This window comes from Candidatus Phaeomarinobacter ectocarpi (genome assembly GCF_000689395.1).
GTDB classification, from domain to species: domain Bacteria; phylum Pseudomonadota; class Alphaproteobacteria; order CGMCC-115125; family CGMCC-115125; genus Pyruvatibacter; species Pyruvatibacter ectocarpi.
On the sequence record NZ_HG966617.1, the window covers coordinates 1,976,167 to 1,991,261 of the forward strand.

General features: G+C 57.9%; 16 protein-coding genes. 10 read left to right on the plus strand and 6 right to left on the minus strand.

What is annotated here, in order from left to right:
- Positions 1-107 precede the first annotated feature (107 nt).
- Genes BN1012_RS09580 through BN1012_RS09595 form a run of 4 tightly spaced genes read right to left on the minus strand, consistent with a single transcriptional unit; the run spans position 108 to position 3,076 of the window.
- Entirely contained in the window at positions 108-830 is a 723-nt protein-coding gene (locus BN1012_RS09580; protein ID WP_122381359.1) for a MotE family protein, read from the minus strand.
- A 32-nt stretch (positions 831-862) separates the two neighbouring features.
- Positions 863-1,330: a DUF6468 domain-containing protein gene (locus BN1012_RS09585; RefSeq protein WP_052535017.1), complete on the minus strand. Its 468-nt coding sequence runs from the start codon at positions 1,328-1,330 to the stop codon at positions 863-865.
- Positions 1,327-2,505: a flagellar motor switch protein FliM gene (gene fliM / locus BN1012_RS09590; RefSeq protein WP_197538293.1), complete on the minus strand. Its 1,179-nt coding sequence runs from the start codon at positions 2,503-2,505 to the stop codon at positions 1,327-1,329. The genes BN1012_RS09585 and fliM overlap by 4 nt, the downstream gene beginning before the upstream one ends.
- A 37-nt stretch (positions 2,506-2,542) precedes the next feature.
- The gene (locus BN1012_RS09595) at positions 2,543-3,076 is read right to left on the minus strand and encodes a flagellar basal body-associated FliL family protein (RefSeq protein ID WP_043949442.1); all 534 of its coding nucleotides are present in this window, start codon (positions 3,074-3,076) and stop codon (positions 2,543-2,545) included.
- A gap of 461 nt (positions 3,077-3,537) precedes the next feature.
- On the opposite strand from BN1012_RS09595, the gene flgF reads away from it, so the two are divergent.
- The 4 genes from flgF (at position 3,538) to flgH (ending at position 7,019) form a co-directional block, all read left to right on the plus strand.
- On the plus strand, positions 3,538-4,287 hold the full coding sequence (flgF, locus tag BN1012_RS09600; protein WP_043949443.1) for a flagellar basal-body rod protein FlgF: 750 nt from the start codon (positions 3,538-3,540) through the stop codon (positions 4,285-4,287).
- An 81-nt stretch (positions 4,288-4,368) separates the two neighbouring features.
- Positions 4,369-5,154, plus strand: coding sequence for a flagellar basal-body rod protein FlgG (gene flgG, locus BN1012_RS09605; protein ID WP_043949444.1), 786 nt, complete (start codon positions 4,369-4,371; stop codon positions 5,152-5,154).
- A 24-nt stretch (positions 5,155-5,178) separates the two neighbouring features.
- Positions 5,179-6,183, plus strand: coding sequence for a flagellar basal body P-ring formation chaperone FlgA (gene flgA / locus BN1012_RS09610; RefSeq protein ID WP_043949445.1), 1,005 nt, complete (start codon positions 5,179-5,181; stop codon positions 6,181-6,183).
- A 77-nt stretch (positions 6,184-6,260) separates the two neighbouring features.
- The gene (gene flgH, locus BN1012_RS09615; RefSeq protein WP_043949446.1) at positions 6,261-7,019 is read left to right on the plus strand and encodes a flagellar basal body L-ring protein FlgH; all 759 of its coding nucleotides are present in this window, start codon (positions 6,261-6,263) and stop codon (positions 7,017-7,019) included.
- A gap of 173 nt (positions 7,020-7,192) precedes the next feature.
- Here flgH and dksA read toward each other — a convergent pair whose 3' ends face one another.
- A complete protein-coding gene (gene dksA / locus BN1012_RS09620) occupies positions 7,193-7,558 on the minus strand; it encodes an RNA polymerase-binding protein DksA (RefSeq protein ID WP_171816003.1) in 366 nt (121 codons plus the stop codon).
- A 214-nt stretch (positions 7,559-7,772) separates the two neighbouring features.
- Entirely contained in the window at positions 7,773-8,210 is a 438-nt protein-coding gene (locus BN1012_RS09625; protein WP_043949447.1) for a flagellar assembly protein FliX, read from the minus strand.
- Between the two features lie 309 nt (positions 8,211-8,519).
- On the opposite strand from BN1012_RS09625, the gene BN1012_RS09630 reads away from it, so the two are divergent.
- The 6 genes from BN1012_RS09630 (at position 8,520) to BN1012_RS09655 (ending at position 14,896) form a co-directional block, all read left to right on the plus strand.
- Positions 8,520-9,659: a flagellar basal body P-ring protein FlgI gene (locus BN1012_RS09630; protein WP_043949448.1), complete on the plus strand. Its 1,140-nt coding sequence runs from the start codon at positions 8,520-8,522 to the stop codon at positions 9,657-9,659.
- Positions 9,660-10,061 carry a rod-binding protein gene (locus BN1012_RS09635; RefSeq protein WP_052535019.1) on the plus strand — a complete coding sequence of 134 codons (402 nt, stop codon included), beginning with the start codon at positions 9,660-9,662 and terminating at the stop codon, positions 10,059-10,061.
- Positions 10,062-10,104: 43 nt separating this feature from the next.
- Positions 10,105-10,569, plus strand: coding sequence for a hypothetical protein (locus BN1012_RS09640; RefSeq protein WP_145973447.1), 465 nt, complete (start codon positions 10,105-10,107; stop codon positions 10,567-10,569).
- A 173-nt stretch (positions 10,570-10,742) separates the two neighbouring features.
- On the plus strand, positions 10,743-11,114 hold the full coding sequence (locus BN1012_RS09645; RefSeq protein ID WP_171815942.1) for a flagellar protein FlaG: 372 nt from the start codon (positions 10,743-10,745) through the stop codon (positions 11,112-11,114).
- A 125-nt stretch (positions 11,115-11,239) separates the two neighbouring features.
- Positions 11,240-13,384, plus strand: coding sequence for a tetratricopeptide repeat protein (locus BN1012_RS09650; protein ID WP_043949451.1), 2,145 nt, complete (start codon positions 11,240-11,242; stop codon positions 13,382-13,384).
- Between the two features lie 372 nt (positions 13,385-13,756).
- Positions 13,757-14,896 (plus strand): flagellin N-terminal helical domain-containing protein, encoded by a 1,140-nt coding sequence (locus tag BN1012_RS09655; protein ID WP_043949452.1) that lies wholly within the window; start codon positions 13,757-13,759, stop codon positions 14,894-14,896.
- The last annotated feature ends 199 nt before the right edge of the window (positions 14,897-15,095 follow it).

Here is a 15,095-nt window from a genome sequence, read left to right on the forward strand (position 1 = left end):
ACGCGCGTCTGCCGTCCCTCTCATGAGGGCAAAATCTAGCTCTGAAGCAGTTAAACAGCCGTTAAGGATTATCGACCCGGAGGGGTTATGCGGCCAAAATCAGCCACTTACCCGGCATTTCCCGGCAGGATGGGTTCCAGCTCTTCCAGCCCCAGGGGTGCAGGTGCTGACGGCATCGGCACCGCTGACAGGCGATCTTCGTTTTCCGTCGCCAGTTCAACCGTCACAGCCTGGGCCCGTGCGGGATCCATTGCGGCCAGAATGGCGGCCAGTTTGCGCTCGTTCATGCGATCCAGAAGCTCCAGCAGAACCGTCATGTCCAGCTGTTCAAACACAGCTGCCGCGTCCTTGGGCTTCATGTTCTCATAGACCTTCACAAGGCTCTTGAACTTGGCATCGCCCTTGGATTCTTCGGTCTTGAAGACTTCATCAATCTTGGCTTTGAGTTCCTTGAGCTCAACGATCTTGTCGTCGATGCGCGTTTCTGCTGCTGCCAGCAGCTTTTCACGCATGGCAACTTCGTTCTCCCGTGCGTCAAGCGCCTTGCGACGTTGCGCAAGGGCCTCAAGCACATCATCGCTCTGGCGGCTTACGGGACCAGGGCGCGCAGCGAGATTTACGGCTGGGCGGCCATTTTCATCTTCTTCCGCCACCGTCTCTTCAATAGCTTCGGTGGTTTCGTCTTCAGGTTCTGAGGATGCCGCCTCCACGGCAGGCACAAGTGGCGATGAGCCTGTCACCAGTGCTGTCACCTTGAGGGTCAACAGCAATGCCGCGCCAATCATGACGGCGGGGAGAAGGCGCATACGGTCAGTAGACTGAGTGCTCATATCCTTGAACTCTTTCTTGATACCAAATGTCTCTAGCGAACCTGGCGCAGGGCTGCAGCCAGCCCCGTTTCGGCCAGCGGGTCATCCTGAACCGGCGGTTCTGCGTATGTGTCGTTTGAAACGTCAGGCGATTTGGCTTTGGGCGTATCATTCGCTTCAGCGGTTTTAGGGCCGCCAGTGCCTGACAGCGCCCCAAGACGATCCGCAATGTGATCGCCTGCTTCCACCATCAAAGCCAGCTCGTCGGCCAGGCCACGTGCCTTTTTGAGGTCACGCTGCATGTCCCGTGTGAGCCCGTCACAGCTCACGCGCAAATCCGTAATGGCGCCCTGCGCCCGGGTCGTGGCGCGATCAAGCGCCACCACAACCTGCTTGAGGTCGCCTTCCCCGTCGCGCAAGGCGCGCAGGCGGCGATCCAGCAAGAAGCAGTAGGCGATCGTGGCCACCAGCAAGCCGCCGACAACCAGTTCAATCAACAGTCCAACCAGAAAAGAACTCATTCGCCCGCCTCCCCTCGCAGGCCAAGAGCGGCAGCGCGATGTGTCGTCTGTTTCAGTGCCTTATCCACCAGCACGCCCACATGGTTGCCGACACGGCCCATGCTGCCTGTGGTGATGGGAATACCGCCTGAGCGCAGATGCACCGGACTTTCGCCTGTGCAGTTGAGCATCAGTGTCTGCCCGACTTCGAAATTCATGACGTCGCGAAGTGACATCACCTGTTCGTCCAGCAGGGCATCAAGTTCAACTTCCGTGGACCACAGCTCGGTCGCCAAATGGCTTTCCCAGATGGAGTCACGGCCGAATTTTTCACCCATGAACATCTGCAGCAGCAGCTCGCGAATGGGCTCGAGGGTGGCATAGGGCAGCATCAGTTCGATGCGTCCGCCACGGTCTTCCATGTCGATGCGCAGTTTCACCAGAATGGCCGCATTGGCCGGACGGGCAATCGCTGCAAAGCGCGGGTTGGTTTCAAGACGGTCCAGCTCGAACTGAACCGGCGACAGAGGTTCAAAGGCAGCGCACGCATCCTGCAGCACGACTTCAACCATGCGCTGGACGAGATTGAGCTCAATCGTCGTGTAGGGCCGACCTTCAATACGCATGGCAGCAGTGCCGCGACGCCCACCCAGCAACACATCCACGATTGAATAGATGAGATTGGAGTCGACCGTGAAGAGACCAAAATTGTCCCATTCGCGCGCCCGGAACACCGCAAGGATGGCCGGCAGCGGAATGGAGTTGAGATAGTCGCCAAACCGGATCGATGTGATGTTGTCGAGGCTTACTTCCACATTGTCAGACGTAAAGTTGCGCAGGCTTGTCGTCATCAACCGAACGAGACGGTCAAAGACGATTTCAAGCATCGGCAGGCGTTCATAGGACACCAGCGCGGAGTTGATGATCGCGCGGATACCCGTGCGATCTCCCCCACCCTCTTCATCAAGCTCAAAGCCAAGCAGACTGTCGATTTCGTCCTGATTGAGGACACGTTCACCGGCACCCGAAACACCAGGCGCGGCTTCTTCTTCCTCATCATCAGAAAGGCTGGCTTCCCACTCGGCTGCCATCGCATCTGCGTCACCATCCTCACCGTCGCTGGAGGGGTCAGCTTCTGCTTCAGCGGCCCACGCGGCTGCCATGTCGTCCTGGTCTGTCTCGTCTTCCATAGCCATGCTGTATGCCTGTCTTGTCCGCGCGCTATCGCTGCGGCTACTGGATAATCATTTCGGTGAAAAGCACGTCCGCCACTTCGTGGGGGCGAACGTCCATATTGATGCGACGGAGGATCTCTTCCTTGAGGCGAAACAGCCCGGCTGACCCTTCAAGGTCAGACGCCCGCAGTTCACGCAGGTAAATCTGGAAATTGTCGATGATGCGCGGCATCAGCGGCTCAATCTTCGGCAGCGCTGCGGCGTCATGCAGCTCAAGGGTCACCTTGAACTTCACAAAAGACCCGCGCGGATCATCTGTCTGAAGATTGATGATGAGTTCAGGAAGCTCGTAGAAAACGATCTTGGAAGGATCAACGACCTTCTTGCCGTCCACACCAACTTCCACCTGTTCTTCTTCGCCGCCGCCAAAGACGCCCATCATGAAGGCGCCACCGAGGCCACCGATGATCAGCAGCAATGGCAGAGCAATAAAGAGGACAAGCTTCTTGCCCGACATCTTGCCGGACGCTTCTTCGCCTTCTTCATCATCAATGTCAGCAATGTCGTCGGCCGATGCCGTGGCGTCACTCATGTTGCAAACCCTGCGCGTGGTGGAGCGTCTATAAGACCAAGCTCCGCGAACTATCCCGGTGCGTCCCGCCCGTCCTTGGGGGTCTGCGTTTGATATGTCCGCCGCCGCGCGTTCTGCCGGTGGCACCAGTTGGAGTGAAGCGCTGTGTTTAAGCCCATCCCCCAACTTTGATGCTCGCAGTGTGAGGGTCGGCGGTTAACGAAGCGTTTTACAAACCGCCCACCAAGGCAAAAAACCGGCAAAAAGTGCCGGGTGCCCGGCAATCAGCAGCCTTTTGCCGCCCCCACCAACCGGCACGATCTCGCTAAGCCGTTGATTTGATTCATATTTCAGTTTGGCACGCCCGATGCACAGCTAGGTCCGTGGTAGCGACCCGAAGCGGCCACACCGACGACACATAAATCCGTCCACAGAGCTTTTTCCCGAGAGCCGCATGGACATTGACCAGCCTGAGGTCCGTTATGGAACAAGCAATTTCAATTGCACTGTCGCGTCAGATGACGCTGCGCCGCGCGATGGACATCGTTGCCAACAACGTTGCCAACGCGAACACGTCGGCCTTCAAGGCAGAGTCCCCCATCTTTTCAGAGTTTCTGATGCCCGGCGCCAAAGCCGATGATCGCACAGGCCTCAACAACGCAGGCGCCCTCTCCTTCGTCCTCGACAGCGGCACGAAGCGTGATCTGTCCGAAGGCGATATCGAAGTCACCGGCAACACGTTTGACGTAGCCATCAGCGGTGAAGGTTTCTTTGCCGTTCAGACACCAGACGGCGAGCGCTATACACGCAGCGGCCATTTCGGTGTCGATCAGAACAACCAGTTGGTCACCCAGCAAGGCGACCCGGTGCTGTCTGCTGCGGGCGCGCCCATCACCATCAACCCGGATGACGGCGTCATTGAAATCGGCCGCGACGGCACCATTGCTGCGGGTGAAACCACTATTGGCCGCCTCGGCGTCGTCAATGTGGACAATCCCGCCGCCATGAAGAAGACCGGCGACAACTACCTGGAAACCGACCAGGCCGCTGTTGCCATCGAGAACCCCACCGTGATGCAGGGCTTCATTGAAAGCTCAAACGTCAAACCAGTGGTGGAAATGACGCGGATGATTGAAGTCATGCGTGCCTACACCTCGACCCAGAAGACCATCAACAAGATGGGCGAACTCCAGCAGTCCGCCATTCGCCAGCTCGGCCGGGAGCCGCGCTAGCACCTGAATTTTGAACAGGGCCAACCTGAGGCCCTTACGACCTGACCCCGGATACCCGTCCGGCAAGAGGAGACCGAAGAGATGAAGTCACTCAGTATCGCAGCCACCGGCATGCTCGCTCAGCAGCTCAATGTCGAAGTGATCTCGAACAACATCGCGAACATGAACACGACCGGCTACAAGCGCCAGCGTGCCGAGTTCCAGGACTTGATCTATCAGAACCTCCGCCGCGTGGGGTCCACGTCATCTGATGCTGGCACGGTCGTGCCCACAGGCATTCAGCTTGGTGTCGGCGTTAAGGCGGGTGCGGTTTATCGCATCTCAACGCAGGGCAACCTCACACCGACCGACAACACATACGATCTTGCCATTCAGGGTGAAGGCTACTTCCGCGTCACCCTGCCATCAGGCGAGGACGCCTACACCCGTGCCGGTGCTTTCCAGCTCAATGCATCCGGCCAGATCGTGACCACGGATGGGTACGAACTTTCTCCCTCCATCACTGTGCCGCAGGATGTGCGGGACGTTTCGATCAACAGTCAGGGCCAGATTGAAGCCTTCCTGGATGGCCAGACCAACTCCACGGTTCTGGGTCAACTTGAAGTGGTTCGCTTCTTCAACAAGGCAGGCCTGGAAGCACGCGGTGGCAGCCTGTTCACAGAAACAGCCGCCTCAGGCGCCCCTGCTGCTGCAACGCCGGGCTCTGTTGGCTACGGCACATTGCTGCAGGGATACCTGGAAACATCAAACGTGGATTCAGTTGGTGAAATCACCAACCTCATCAGCGCCCAGCGCGCTTATGAGATGAACGCCAAGGTCATCACCTCCACAGACGAGATGCTCTCCGTCGCATCCAACCTCCGCTAACCCGGCAAGGAACAGGACAGTCTCATGAGCATTCTTCGTACATTTTCACTGCGCGCGATCCTCGCCACCGCCGTGCTGGCAACCGCCGGCATTGCGGGCCACGCAGAGGCCGCCGCCCCCACCGAAGCCGTGCTGCGCGACAAGGCCATTGTGTCAGGTGATGCAGTGACACTCGGCGACCTGTTCATCAACGCAGGCAAACAGGCCTCAGCGCTTGTGTCCCGCGCACCAGCCCCAGGCGAACGCGCTGCCATCAATGCGGTGCACGTTACCAATGCCGCCCGCGCCGCCGGCATGCTGTGGCCAAACAACGAGCGCTACACACACATCATCGTCAATCGCGATGGCACACCGGTTCCGGCTGGCATGGTTTTGGATGCAGTTGCCAACACCATCGCCACCGCCCAGGACGCCAACACCCCCTTTGATGTGTCCTACACCGTGACCCTGGACGCAGACCCCCGCACGCTTTTCGTTGCCAAGGGCAAAGCGCCGGAAGTCATCGTTAAGGACATGTCCTTTGACGCACGCTCCGGCCTCTTCTCAGCGCGCATCACAACACCGACCCGTGGTGCAGCCGTTCAGCGCATTTCCGGACGCGCCAAGCAGACGCGCGAAATCCCTGTGGCCGCAACCGGCATTGCCCGTGGCGAAGTGCTGCGTGAAGACATGCTGACCATGGTCGATGTGGAAGTAAGCCGCATTGCACCGGGCACCGCTTTGAGCATGGAAGAACTGGTGGGCATGACACCGCGCACAGCATTGCGTGTTGGCCAGCCGGTTCGCGCCAAGGACATGCGCCTTCCCGTTGCCGTCAACAAGGATGCCCGGGTCACCATCACTTATGAGATGCCTGGCATGGTGCTGACCGCCACAGGCCGCGCCCTCGAAGATGCGCCCATGGGTGGCATCGTGCGGGTCATCAACACCCGCTCCCACCGCACCGTCCATGCCCGCGTGACCGGCCCTGGCCGCGTGGTGATCGAAAGTGGCCAGCCCATTCAGGTCGCCGGACGTCCCATCAACTAATCAACTCTCGTCATCACTCCATTGCTCCGGCACCCGAACCGGACATTGATTGAACTACAGCCTGAAGGACCAAGACCATGACGATCACATCAAAATCAGTTCTGCGGATCGCAGCCCTTAGCAGCCTTGCAATGGCACTCACCGCCTGCAACGCAGCAGACCGCCTTAAGAACATCGGCAAGGTGCCGGACATGGCACCGATCGAGAACCCGGCCCACCGCGCGGAAGTACAGACGGTGTCTTTGCCCATGCCCCAGGCAGAAGATATCTCCTACCAGCCAAATTCGCTCTGGCGCGCCGGTGCCCGCGGCTTCTTCAAGGATCAGCGTGCATCTGCCCTCGGCGACATTCTGACGGTTACAATCGAGATCACCGACAAAGCAGAGATCGAAAACACAACAGAACGCTCCCGCGCCAACTCTGAAGATGCAGGCCTGGACAATCTGTTCGGTTATGCGTCCAACCTCGACCGTCTGTTCCCGGACGAAGTGGACAACGCCAATCTCGTCGGCGCTGATTCAACAAGCTCCAGCCGGGGTGCCGGGTCAGTTGACCGCGAAGAAACGGTCAATCTCACAGTTGCCGCCATCGTCACCCAGATCCTGCCGAACGGAAACATGGTCATCCAGGGCAAGCAGGAAGTCCGCGTGAACTTTGAAGTTCGCGAGCTGCTTGTCGCCGGCGTCATTCGCCCGGAAGACATTTCCAATCAGAACACCATCAACCACACCCAGATTGCTGAAGCCCGCATCTCCTATGGCGGCCGCGGTCAGATCACGGATGTGCAGCAGCCACGCTACGGCCAGCAAGTGTTCGACGTCATCATGCCGTTCTAGTGAGGCCTCCTCTGGCACGCACTTAACGAGCTGACGGAGTGGGCGATTCAGGCCGCCCTCTCCATCCGCGCCGCCATCGGGACCTTCTTGAAAAAGAAGGAGGCAGCGCAAACCAAAACGGCGCATGAGCAAAAGCTCATGCGCCGTTCTTGTTTTTGAACCTGCAACGCAGCCTATTCGTCGCGATAGACTTTCTCGCGCCGCTCATGCGCTTCTTGTGCCTCAATGGAGAGCGTCGCAATTGGACGCGCTTCCAGACGCTTGAGCCCGATCGGCTCACCGGTCTCTTCGCAATATCCGTAGGTGCCCTCTTCAATGCGCTTGATCGCGGCATTGATCTTGTTCACCAGCTTGCGCTGCCGGTCACGGGCCCGCAGTTCGAGCGACCGTTCCGTCTCTGACGACGCACGGTCGGTCAGGTCTGGATGGTGGCTCGTATCTTCCTGAAGGTTCGTGATCGTTTCGCGTGTCTCCCGGAGGATGTCTTCCTTCCAGTCGATCAACTTGCGGCGGAAATATTCCTTCTGCCGATCATTCATAAAGGGCTCGTCGTCAGACGGCGTGTAATCCTTGGTCAACTCAGCGGTCACCGGTGTCTCTCCCTTCACTGGCGCCAGCTACCTCCGTACAGATGAAGGTGGCTTGATGGCGCGGGAATATATCGGCGGGTTCGACGATGCACAACATCGCCTTGCAGGCTTAGTCCATGAATTATTTGTATAATTTCGCCTCTTGCACCCTCAGATGTGCAGGTTACTGCGCAAAAAGCTGTTCATACTTGGCCAGTTCAACTCTTGCGCGCAGCTCAATTTCGTCCAGCACATGGGCCAGGCGCGGGTCCTGAAAGGTCGCGCTCGAATCACGGCGCTGCTCTACCAGTTTCAGCAGCTGATCCAGCTTCTGCTTTGATACGCCGCCTGCCAGGAGCGATAGTTTGATGTCGTCGAGAATATCCAGCATGGCTTCCGCACGGACCACAGCCTTCCGGCTTTCGTCAGTAGCGGTGTCCACTTCCTGAAGACCAATCAATGCATCAACCGGCGCGACCGATGCCACAGAGCCTGTTGAGTGTGCAGCGTCAGCCTGCCCTAGTCCGTCCACACGGAATTGTTCGCCGCCCGCTGACCGGGGTTTCCCGGCGCGGCCTGCGGTAGCTGGTCCCTGCGCACGTCCTGCGCCGCCAACTTTCATGGGCCAAGGCTCCTGCCAAATGGGGCGCGCAAATCGCACCCGTGTCTCTACAGGGTGCACGCTGCGCCAAACTGCTTAATGCCGCCTTAACGGTGTCTCGCCAACTGGGCAGAAGCTGCCGGGTTGCCGCGTCAAACGGCAGTCCGTGCCGGGTTTTCAATAATCGCTGCGCAAAATAATCAAGCAAAATCAATGGGTTGCAAAACATGCGGCGTGGCACGGGTTTCGCAGAACCAAGCGCAAAGCATATCCACCGGTGCGCCAGCCTGAACCTGACATCGCACCCAAGAGAACGGAACACCGACCCGAATGTTGTTCTTTGCACGCAAATCACTTTCAAGCGCCCGCATCGTCCTGGCGCTCACCATCGCAGCCTCCATGCTGTGGCCGGTGGCCGCCCAGGCCTCGTCGCGCATCAAGGATCTCGCCTCCGTTGAAGGCATCCGAGAAAACCATCTGGTCGGATATGGCCTTGTGGTTGGTCTGGATGGATCCGGCGACAGCCTGCGGAATGCACCGTTCACCCGTCAGAGCCTGCAATCCATGCTGGAACGTCTGGGCGTGAACACCCGCGACGCGACCCTCAACACAAACAATGTGGCCGCCGTCATGGTCACCGGCAATCTGCCAGCCTTCGGCTCCCAGGGCAGCCGCATGGACATCACAGTCTCCACGCTTGGCGACGCTTCCAGCCTGCTGGGCGGCACCCTTCTGGTGACACCGCTCATGGGCGCTGACGGCGAAGTCTATGCCGTGGCGCAGGGCCCCGTTGCGATTGCGGGTTTCAGTGCGGAAGGCGATGGCGCCAGCGTCAAGCGCGGCGTTGCCACATCCGGCCGCATTCCCAACGGCGCCATCATCGAACGTGAAATTGCCTTTGCGCTCGAAGACATGAGCACGGTGCGGCTGTCCCTCCACAACCCGGACCTCACCACCGCCCAGCGCATGGCCAACGTCATCAACACCTTTGTTGGCGGCAGCACTGCCCAGGCAATGGACCCGTCAACGGTGTCACTTACCGTGCCACAGAAGGGCAAGGGCAGCGTTGTCAGCATGCTGACGGAAATCGAGCAGCTGCGTGTTGCGCCTGACAGCCCCGCCAAGGTCGTGATTGATGAAGCCTCCGGCGTCATTGTCATGGGCAAAGATGTCCGCGTCTCCACCGTCGCCATTGCCCAGGGCAACCTGACAATTCGCGTGACCGAAACACCGCAGGTAAGCCAGCCCAACCCCTTTGCTGAACAGGGCGACACGGTTGTTGTACCCCGCACTGACATTCAGGTGGACGATGATGCGGAAAACCGCCTCGGCCTCCTGCGCGAAGGCGTAACCCTTGAAAGCCTCGTGGACGGCCTCAACTCCCTTGGTGTTGGCCCACGCGACATGATCTCCATTCTGCAGACCATCCGCGCCTCAGGTGCGCTGCAGGCAGAGCTGGAGGTTCTCTAGATGGACCTCTCCCTCCCCGCGCCTGTTGCTGCAAATTCGTTTGGTCAGGTTCTGCCAAAGGCTCTGGCCCATGCCCCCAAGGCATCCACGCCCATGTCGCCGGCCAAGGAACAGGCCATGCGCGAAACGGCGCAGGAATTTGAAGCCGTCTTCATCGGTCAGATGACAGAAGCCATGTTCGCCGGTCTTGAAACCGAGGAACCCTTTGGCGGCGGCCACGCTGAAAAGATGTGGCGATCGCAGTTGTCTCAGGAGATGGGCCGGTCCATCAGCGCGTCCGGCGGCATCGGCATCGCAGATTCCGTTTACCGCTCCATGATCGCGCAGCAGGAAGCAGCCCTTAATCCCCTGCCGCAACCCACACCACCGACACAAGCTGCTGCAGCGGCTTACGCCACCTAGACATTTCGAAAATCACAGGTCCAATCCCATGAGCAACTTCCAGATGCAGCAGCCCCCCGCTCCCAAGCAGTGGCAGCCGCCCGTTACCTTTCTTGAGGACATGGCGTCCCTGGCAACCGCCCTAGACACCATCATCACCAAGGAAAACGCTCTGGCCCAGGACAACAAGCTGGCCGACATCGCCGACATGGCCAGCGAAAAAACGCAGCTGGCCGTCGACTATGACCGGCATGTCCGTGCCCTGAAGGCAGACCCGTCCAGGCTCCATGCCGCTCCTGAAAAGGTCCGCGTCGGGCTGAAAACAGCCATCTCATCGCTTGAAAGCAAGCTTGCAGACAATGAACGCTATCTGGGCGCTGCCAAGTCCATTTCAGAAGGTATCGTGCAGGCTGCAGCCCGCGCCGCCAGCGAAGCACAGGCACCGACCATCGGATACGTGCCGAAATCAACGGCCAAAACCCGCCCGATGGCCGCAGCCGCCACCATCGCTTTGGACAAGCGCGTCTAGCTGCCGGGTGACGGGTGCTGCGGAAACATAAAGCTTTCGTGAAACCGCAAGCCACGCATTAACAGAATGTTCAAACCTCTATGGGCAAAATTTGCCTAGGTTTGCATGTGCACGCCTGCAGGCAGTGGGATGCTTGCTAACCGGGGGGCGCGACCCAAGAAATGGGTGCAGCCATGGAAAGTATTTCTGGGCCCCGGCCCTTAGCAGATCCGATTACAGCACCGCGTGCAGCCACGCCGTCGGGACCAATTGCGTCCGGCGCCAAGTCTGTTCCACCGGTTGAACGCTCAAACGGATCACAAAACCAGACCACGCAGCAGCAGGACCCTGCTCTATTGCGCAAGGCCCTTGAGGCGCTCGAAAAGCGTTTGCCGGTCAATGTCAGCCTGGACATTACCTATGACGACACCATCAAGCGCGAAGTCGTACGCGGAACCAGCAAGGTCACCGGGGAAACCGTCATGGAATTTCCCACGGAGCAGATGCAAAAGCTGATCCGCGGTCTGCGCGAAGAACTCGGCCTGACAGTGGATGAGCAGGTCTAGGGATGAGCCGGGCGAGGCTCATCTGATTTGCTGATTTGGAGCAGGCATTAAGACGCCGGTAACCACGATCTGCGACTTAGGAAGCTGGTATTATTGCCAGGTCCAGATTCGTCAAAGGCTGTTCCATGTCCGCATCCCTTCCAAAGACAACGGCACACGTCGTCGCTGAAGAGTTCAATCGCGCCATCGACAGCCACCAAAAAGGCAAGCTGGACCGCGCCAAACGCGGCTACAAACGCGTCCTTCAGTCCGCACCCAATCACGCCTCGGCAATACATCTGCTCGGTGTTCTGGATCTACAGCGCGGCAACCCCGAGGCTGCAGCAGCGCTGATCGAAAAAGCCATTGGCATTGATCCAAACATGGCGGCCGCACATTACAATCTGGCGCGCTGCCGAAAATTGCTAGGTCAGCTGCAAGCCGCCCTAGCGTCTGCGGACCATTGTCTCAGCATTACACCCGATGATTTGGATGCCCTGCTTCTCAAGGGCAATGCACTTAATGAACTTGAGCGCCCCGAAGAAGCCATTACAACATTTTCTGAGGTACTGGAGCTCAATCCGGACCTGTCCCCGGTTCGCGGTGCCCGCATCTGCTTGTACCTTGGCCAAGGCCGGACGAATGCAGCCGCTTTGGACATGGCGTACATCATCGAAAACACCGATGATCCGGTGTCTGTCTTGAATAGCGTCGCAGCGAAACTCCTGGATCAGGGCGACAATGAAAACGCCCTGAAGGTTCTGGAAAAGGCGACAGACACCGACCCATCCGACAAGCATACACTGTCGCTGATCGCGGGCGCACTTATTGACTTGGATCGCAATACAGACGCGCTCCCCATTGTAAAGCAGTTGCTGGATGACGACCCCGACGATGTGCTCGCCCAGTTGAAGATGGGGTTTTTGCTCGCCAACCTGAAACGTTTCAAAGATGCTCTTCCGATCCTCCAGGGTGTTCTCAAACACAGGCCTGAAGATTCAGCACTGCTGTTGAAGCTGGCCTACACGCACCAGTCGCTTGAGCAGTTCGACGAAGCAATCGCCTACTACGAGAAGCTCAAAATCCTCGAGCCCACCGAAGCACGAACCTGGTCAAACCTGGTCGGCCTCTATGTCGGACTGGAAGACTACGAAAAAGCAATTGATGAAGGCATGGAGGCCCTGCGGATCAACCCGAATGTTGAGCAGAGCTATCTCAACCTGGCCGTCATGTTCCAGAGACTCGGCGATTTTGACAAGGCCGCCGACCTGTATCGTCGTGCCGTCGAGGTCAACCCGAACTACTCCACCGCCGGCTCTAACCTAGCCCATTTGCTTCTTGCGCACGGAAAAATCGAGGACGGCTGGGACCTGTATGCGCATGGATTTGCGGCCGGTCTGCGGCTCCCCCTGCGCCAGTTCAACACCGACCTTTGGCGCGGCGAAGACATTGCTGACCGCACGATACTCGCTTGGAAAGAACAGGGTATCGGTGACGACGTCCGCTTTGCATCATGCTACCCGGACCTGATCCAGCGCGCTGGCCATGTGATCATTGAGACAGATGCCCGCCTTGTCCCGCTGTACCAACGCTCATTCCCGCAGGCGTCCGTGCGCGCTCAACGCACTGATCCATCACTTGTGCCGGTCGGTCCACCCGACTTCAGCACCCATACGCCTGCCGGCCAGTTGCCAACTATTTTTAGACGATCTCTCGATGCTTTTCCTGCGGAAGACGGATATCTGAAGCCAGATCCTGAACGCGTTGCCTATTGGCGCGAGAAAGTCGAAGCGGCCGGCGAAGGCATCCGGGTCGGTCTTGCATGGCGAAGCATGCACCAGAATGTCTCCAGAAACCGCACCTACACTGAGTTGGAGGACTGGGCGCGCCTGATTGCAACGCCGGGCATCACAGCAATCAACCTGCAATACGATGATCCCAGTGATGAAGTGCGAGCGTTCGCCGAAAAAACCGGCCTGACGTTGCATATCATGGACGGTATCGACCTAAAGGATGACCTCGACGACGCCGCCGCACTCAGCAAGGCATGTGATCTCGTCATAAGTGCGGGCACATCAGTAGCCGACATGGCCGCCGCAGTCGGCACGCCTGCAATGTTTTACGGCGAGAACCGACACCCCATGCAGCTGGGGACTGATCACTTCCCCTGGTACCCATCAGCACGATTTATCGGGATCGGACCAAAACAGCCGGTTTCGGAAATCGTCGATATCATTACCAGCGACGTGCAAGCTTTCGCGGCACGTTACCTCGACGGCGAATTCAAATAGTCCACAGGTTTTGAATTCGGCGCCTGAGGGTCTCCCCCAGGCCGTCTGCGGCACAGACTACCCGGCATTTTATGCCTCCTGACGGCAATGACTGCCCTATGGCTGTCAGGACAAACATCATAAACCATTGATTTTATTGATATTTTGAAGTGGCACGGCTTGTGCTCCTACTACGTCATCATGCTGGTCGCATTGAACCAGCCGGGTGATGACGGAACGAATGATCGAAACCACAAGTGTTTCAAATTCTGTCATCGACCGAGCTGAGTTTACCGGTGATTAAGCATTAACGCGCAGTATCCGGCGTAACGAACTGGGACACTTTCCCTCAATCTTGAGGGCGCCGGTGTTGGTCCTAGGAGGACATGAGATATGGGTGACATAGTACTTTCCGCAGGTATCCGCTCAAACCTTTTGAGCATTCAGAATACCGCCAAACTTCTGGATCAGACGCAAACACGTCTGGCGACGGGCCTTAAGGTCAACGGTGCCATTGATGACCCGACCGCGTTCTTTACGGCGCAGGGCCTAAACAACCGCGCACGTGATCTGGAGTCCCTGCTCTCTTCCATGGACCAGGCCATTCAGACACTTGATGCTGCGGACCAGGGCATCCAGTCCGTCATCAAGCTGATTGAGAATGCCAAAGCCACCGCCAACCAAGCGTTGGAAACAAAGGTGAAGGCATCCGCGGCTACCAGCACAAATTCGACAGCTTTTGTTGCAACAACGGCAGTCAGCACGGTCACCGGCATTGATGCCGGCGACATCTTCACTATTCAGGTCGGAACCGCAGCCGCTATCGCCGTGACTGTCGGAGCCAGCACCTCACACGTTTCAGCTCTGGTTGCCACCATCACCGGTTTGACCGGTGTGACCGCCTCCCTCACCTCAGAAGGCAAGATCAAGATCGAGGGTGACAACGGCGAAGATCTGACAATCACCGACACCACAGGATCTGCAGCAAACACACTGGGCGTAACAGGTACGGCCACGAACGGCACAAACCGGCGTACATTTGAAAGTGATTTCAACTCGTTGCGTGTGCAGATGGACCAGTTGGTCGGAGACGCTTCTTATAAGGGCGTGAATCTGTTGCAGGCCAACAATGACCTGACCGTATTCTTTAACGAAGGTCAGACATCGAGCCTTACAATCACCTCGAGACTCATGGATACGTCTTCTGGTGGTCTCAACATCTCTGAGATCATAGCAAAGGCTTGGACGACAGATGGCAGTATCAATTCAGCCATTGACCAGCTCGATCAGGCCGTCAACACGCTGCGTCAGCAGGCCTCTACTTTCGGCGGCAACCTGTCAGTGGTCGAAACGCGCTCTGACTTCACAGAGAACATGATCAATACGTTGGTAGGCGGTGCGTCCAACCTCACTGTTGCCGATACCAATGAAGAAGGTGCAAATCTTCTGGCACTGCAGACCCGTCAGTCCCTGGGCACAACCGCCCTGTCGCTGGCATCACAGGCCGACCAGAACGTGTTGCAGCTCTTCTAAAAGCGACACGGCAAAAATATTCAAGGGCGGTTGCATTTTTTGCAACCGCCCTTTTTGTTTGATTTCTGGGGTTTCTGCCCTGCTTTGGGCACTGGCGCCGCGAAGCACCGCGTGCCTGTACGATTGCAGTAACTCCCCTTTAAGACCTTTCCGCCAGCATGACCATCGACACCTCAGAAAGAGGGTCTGATTAGTTATT

Coding starts and splice junctions, on each gene's coding strand:
- BN1012_RS09650 (WP_043949451.1), top strand. CDS start 11,240: ATGTCCGCATCCCTTCCAAAGACAACGGCACACGTCGTCGCTGAAGAG.
- BN1012_RS09640 (WP_145973447.1), top strand. CDS start 10,105: ATGCAGCAGCCCCCCGCTCCCAAGCAGTGGCAGCCGCCCGTTACCTTT.
- BN1012_RS09625 (WP_043949447.1), bottom strand. CDS start 8,210: ATGAAAGTTGGCGGCGCAGGACGTGCGCAGGGACCAGCTACCGCAGGC.
- BN1012_RS09635 (WP_052535019.1), top strand. CDS start 9,660: ATGGACCTCTCCCTCCCCGCGCCTGTTGCTGCAAATTCGTTTGGTCAG.
- BN1012_RS09655 (WP_043949452.1), top strand. CDS start 13,757: ATGGGTGACATAGTACTTTCCGCAGGTATCCGCTCAAACCTTTTGAGC.
- BN1012_RS09580 (WP_122381359.1), bottom strand. CDS start 830: ATGAGCACTCAGTCTACTGACCGTATGCGCCTTCTCCCCGCCGTCATG.
- fliM (WP_197538293.1), bottom strand. CDS start 2,505: ATGGCTATGGAAGACGAGACAGACCAGGACGACATGGCAGCCGCGTGG.
- dksA (WP_171816003.1), bottom strand. CDS start 7,558: ATGAATGATCGGCAGAAGGAATATTTCCGCCGCAAGTTGATCGACTGG.
- BN1012_RS09585 (WP_052535017.1), bottom strand. CDS start 1,330: ATGAGTTCTTTTCTGGTTGGACTGTTGATTGAACTGGTTGTCGGCGGC.
- flgH (WP_043949446.1), top strand. CDS start 6,261: ATGACGATCACATCAAAATCAGTTCTGCGGATCGCAGCCCTTAGCAGC.
- flgG (WP_043949444.1), top strand. CDS start 4,369: ATGAAGTCACTCAGTATCGCAGCCACCGGCATGCTCGCTCAGCAGCTC.
- flgA (WP_043949445.1), top strand. CDS start 5,179: ATGAGCATTCTTCGTACATTTTCACTGCGCGCGATCCTCGCCACCGCC.
- BN1012_RS09595 (WP_043949442.1), bottom strand. CDS start 3,076: ATGAGTGACGCCACGGCATCGGCCGACGACATTGCTGACATTGATGAT.
- BN1012_RS09645 (WP_171815942.1), top strand. CDS start 10,743: ATGGAAAGTATTTCTGGGCCCCGGCCCTTAGCAGATCCGATTACAGCA.
- BN1012_RS09630 (WP_043949448.1), top strand. CDS start 8,520: ATGTTGTTCTTTGCACGCAAATCACTTTCAAGCGCCCGCATCGTCCTG.
- flgF (WP_043949443.1), top strand. CDS start 3,538: ATGGAACAAGCAATTTCAATTGCACTGTCGCGTCAGATGACGCTGCGC.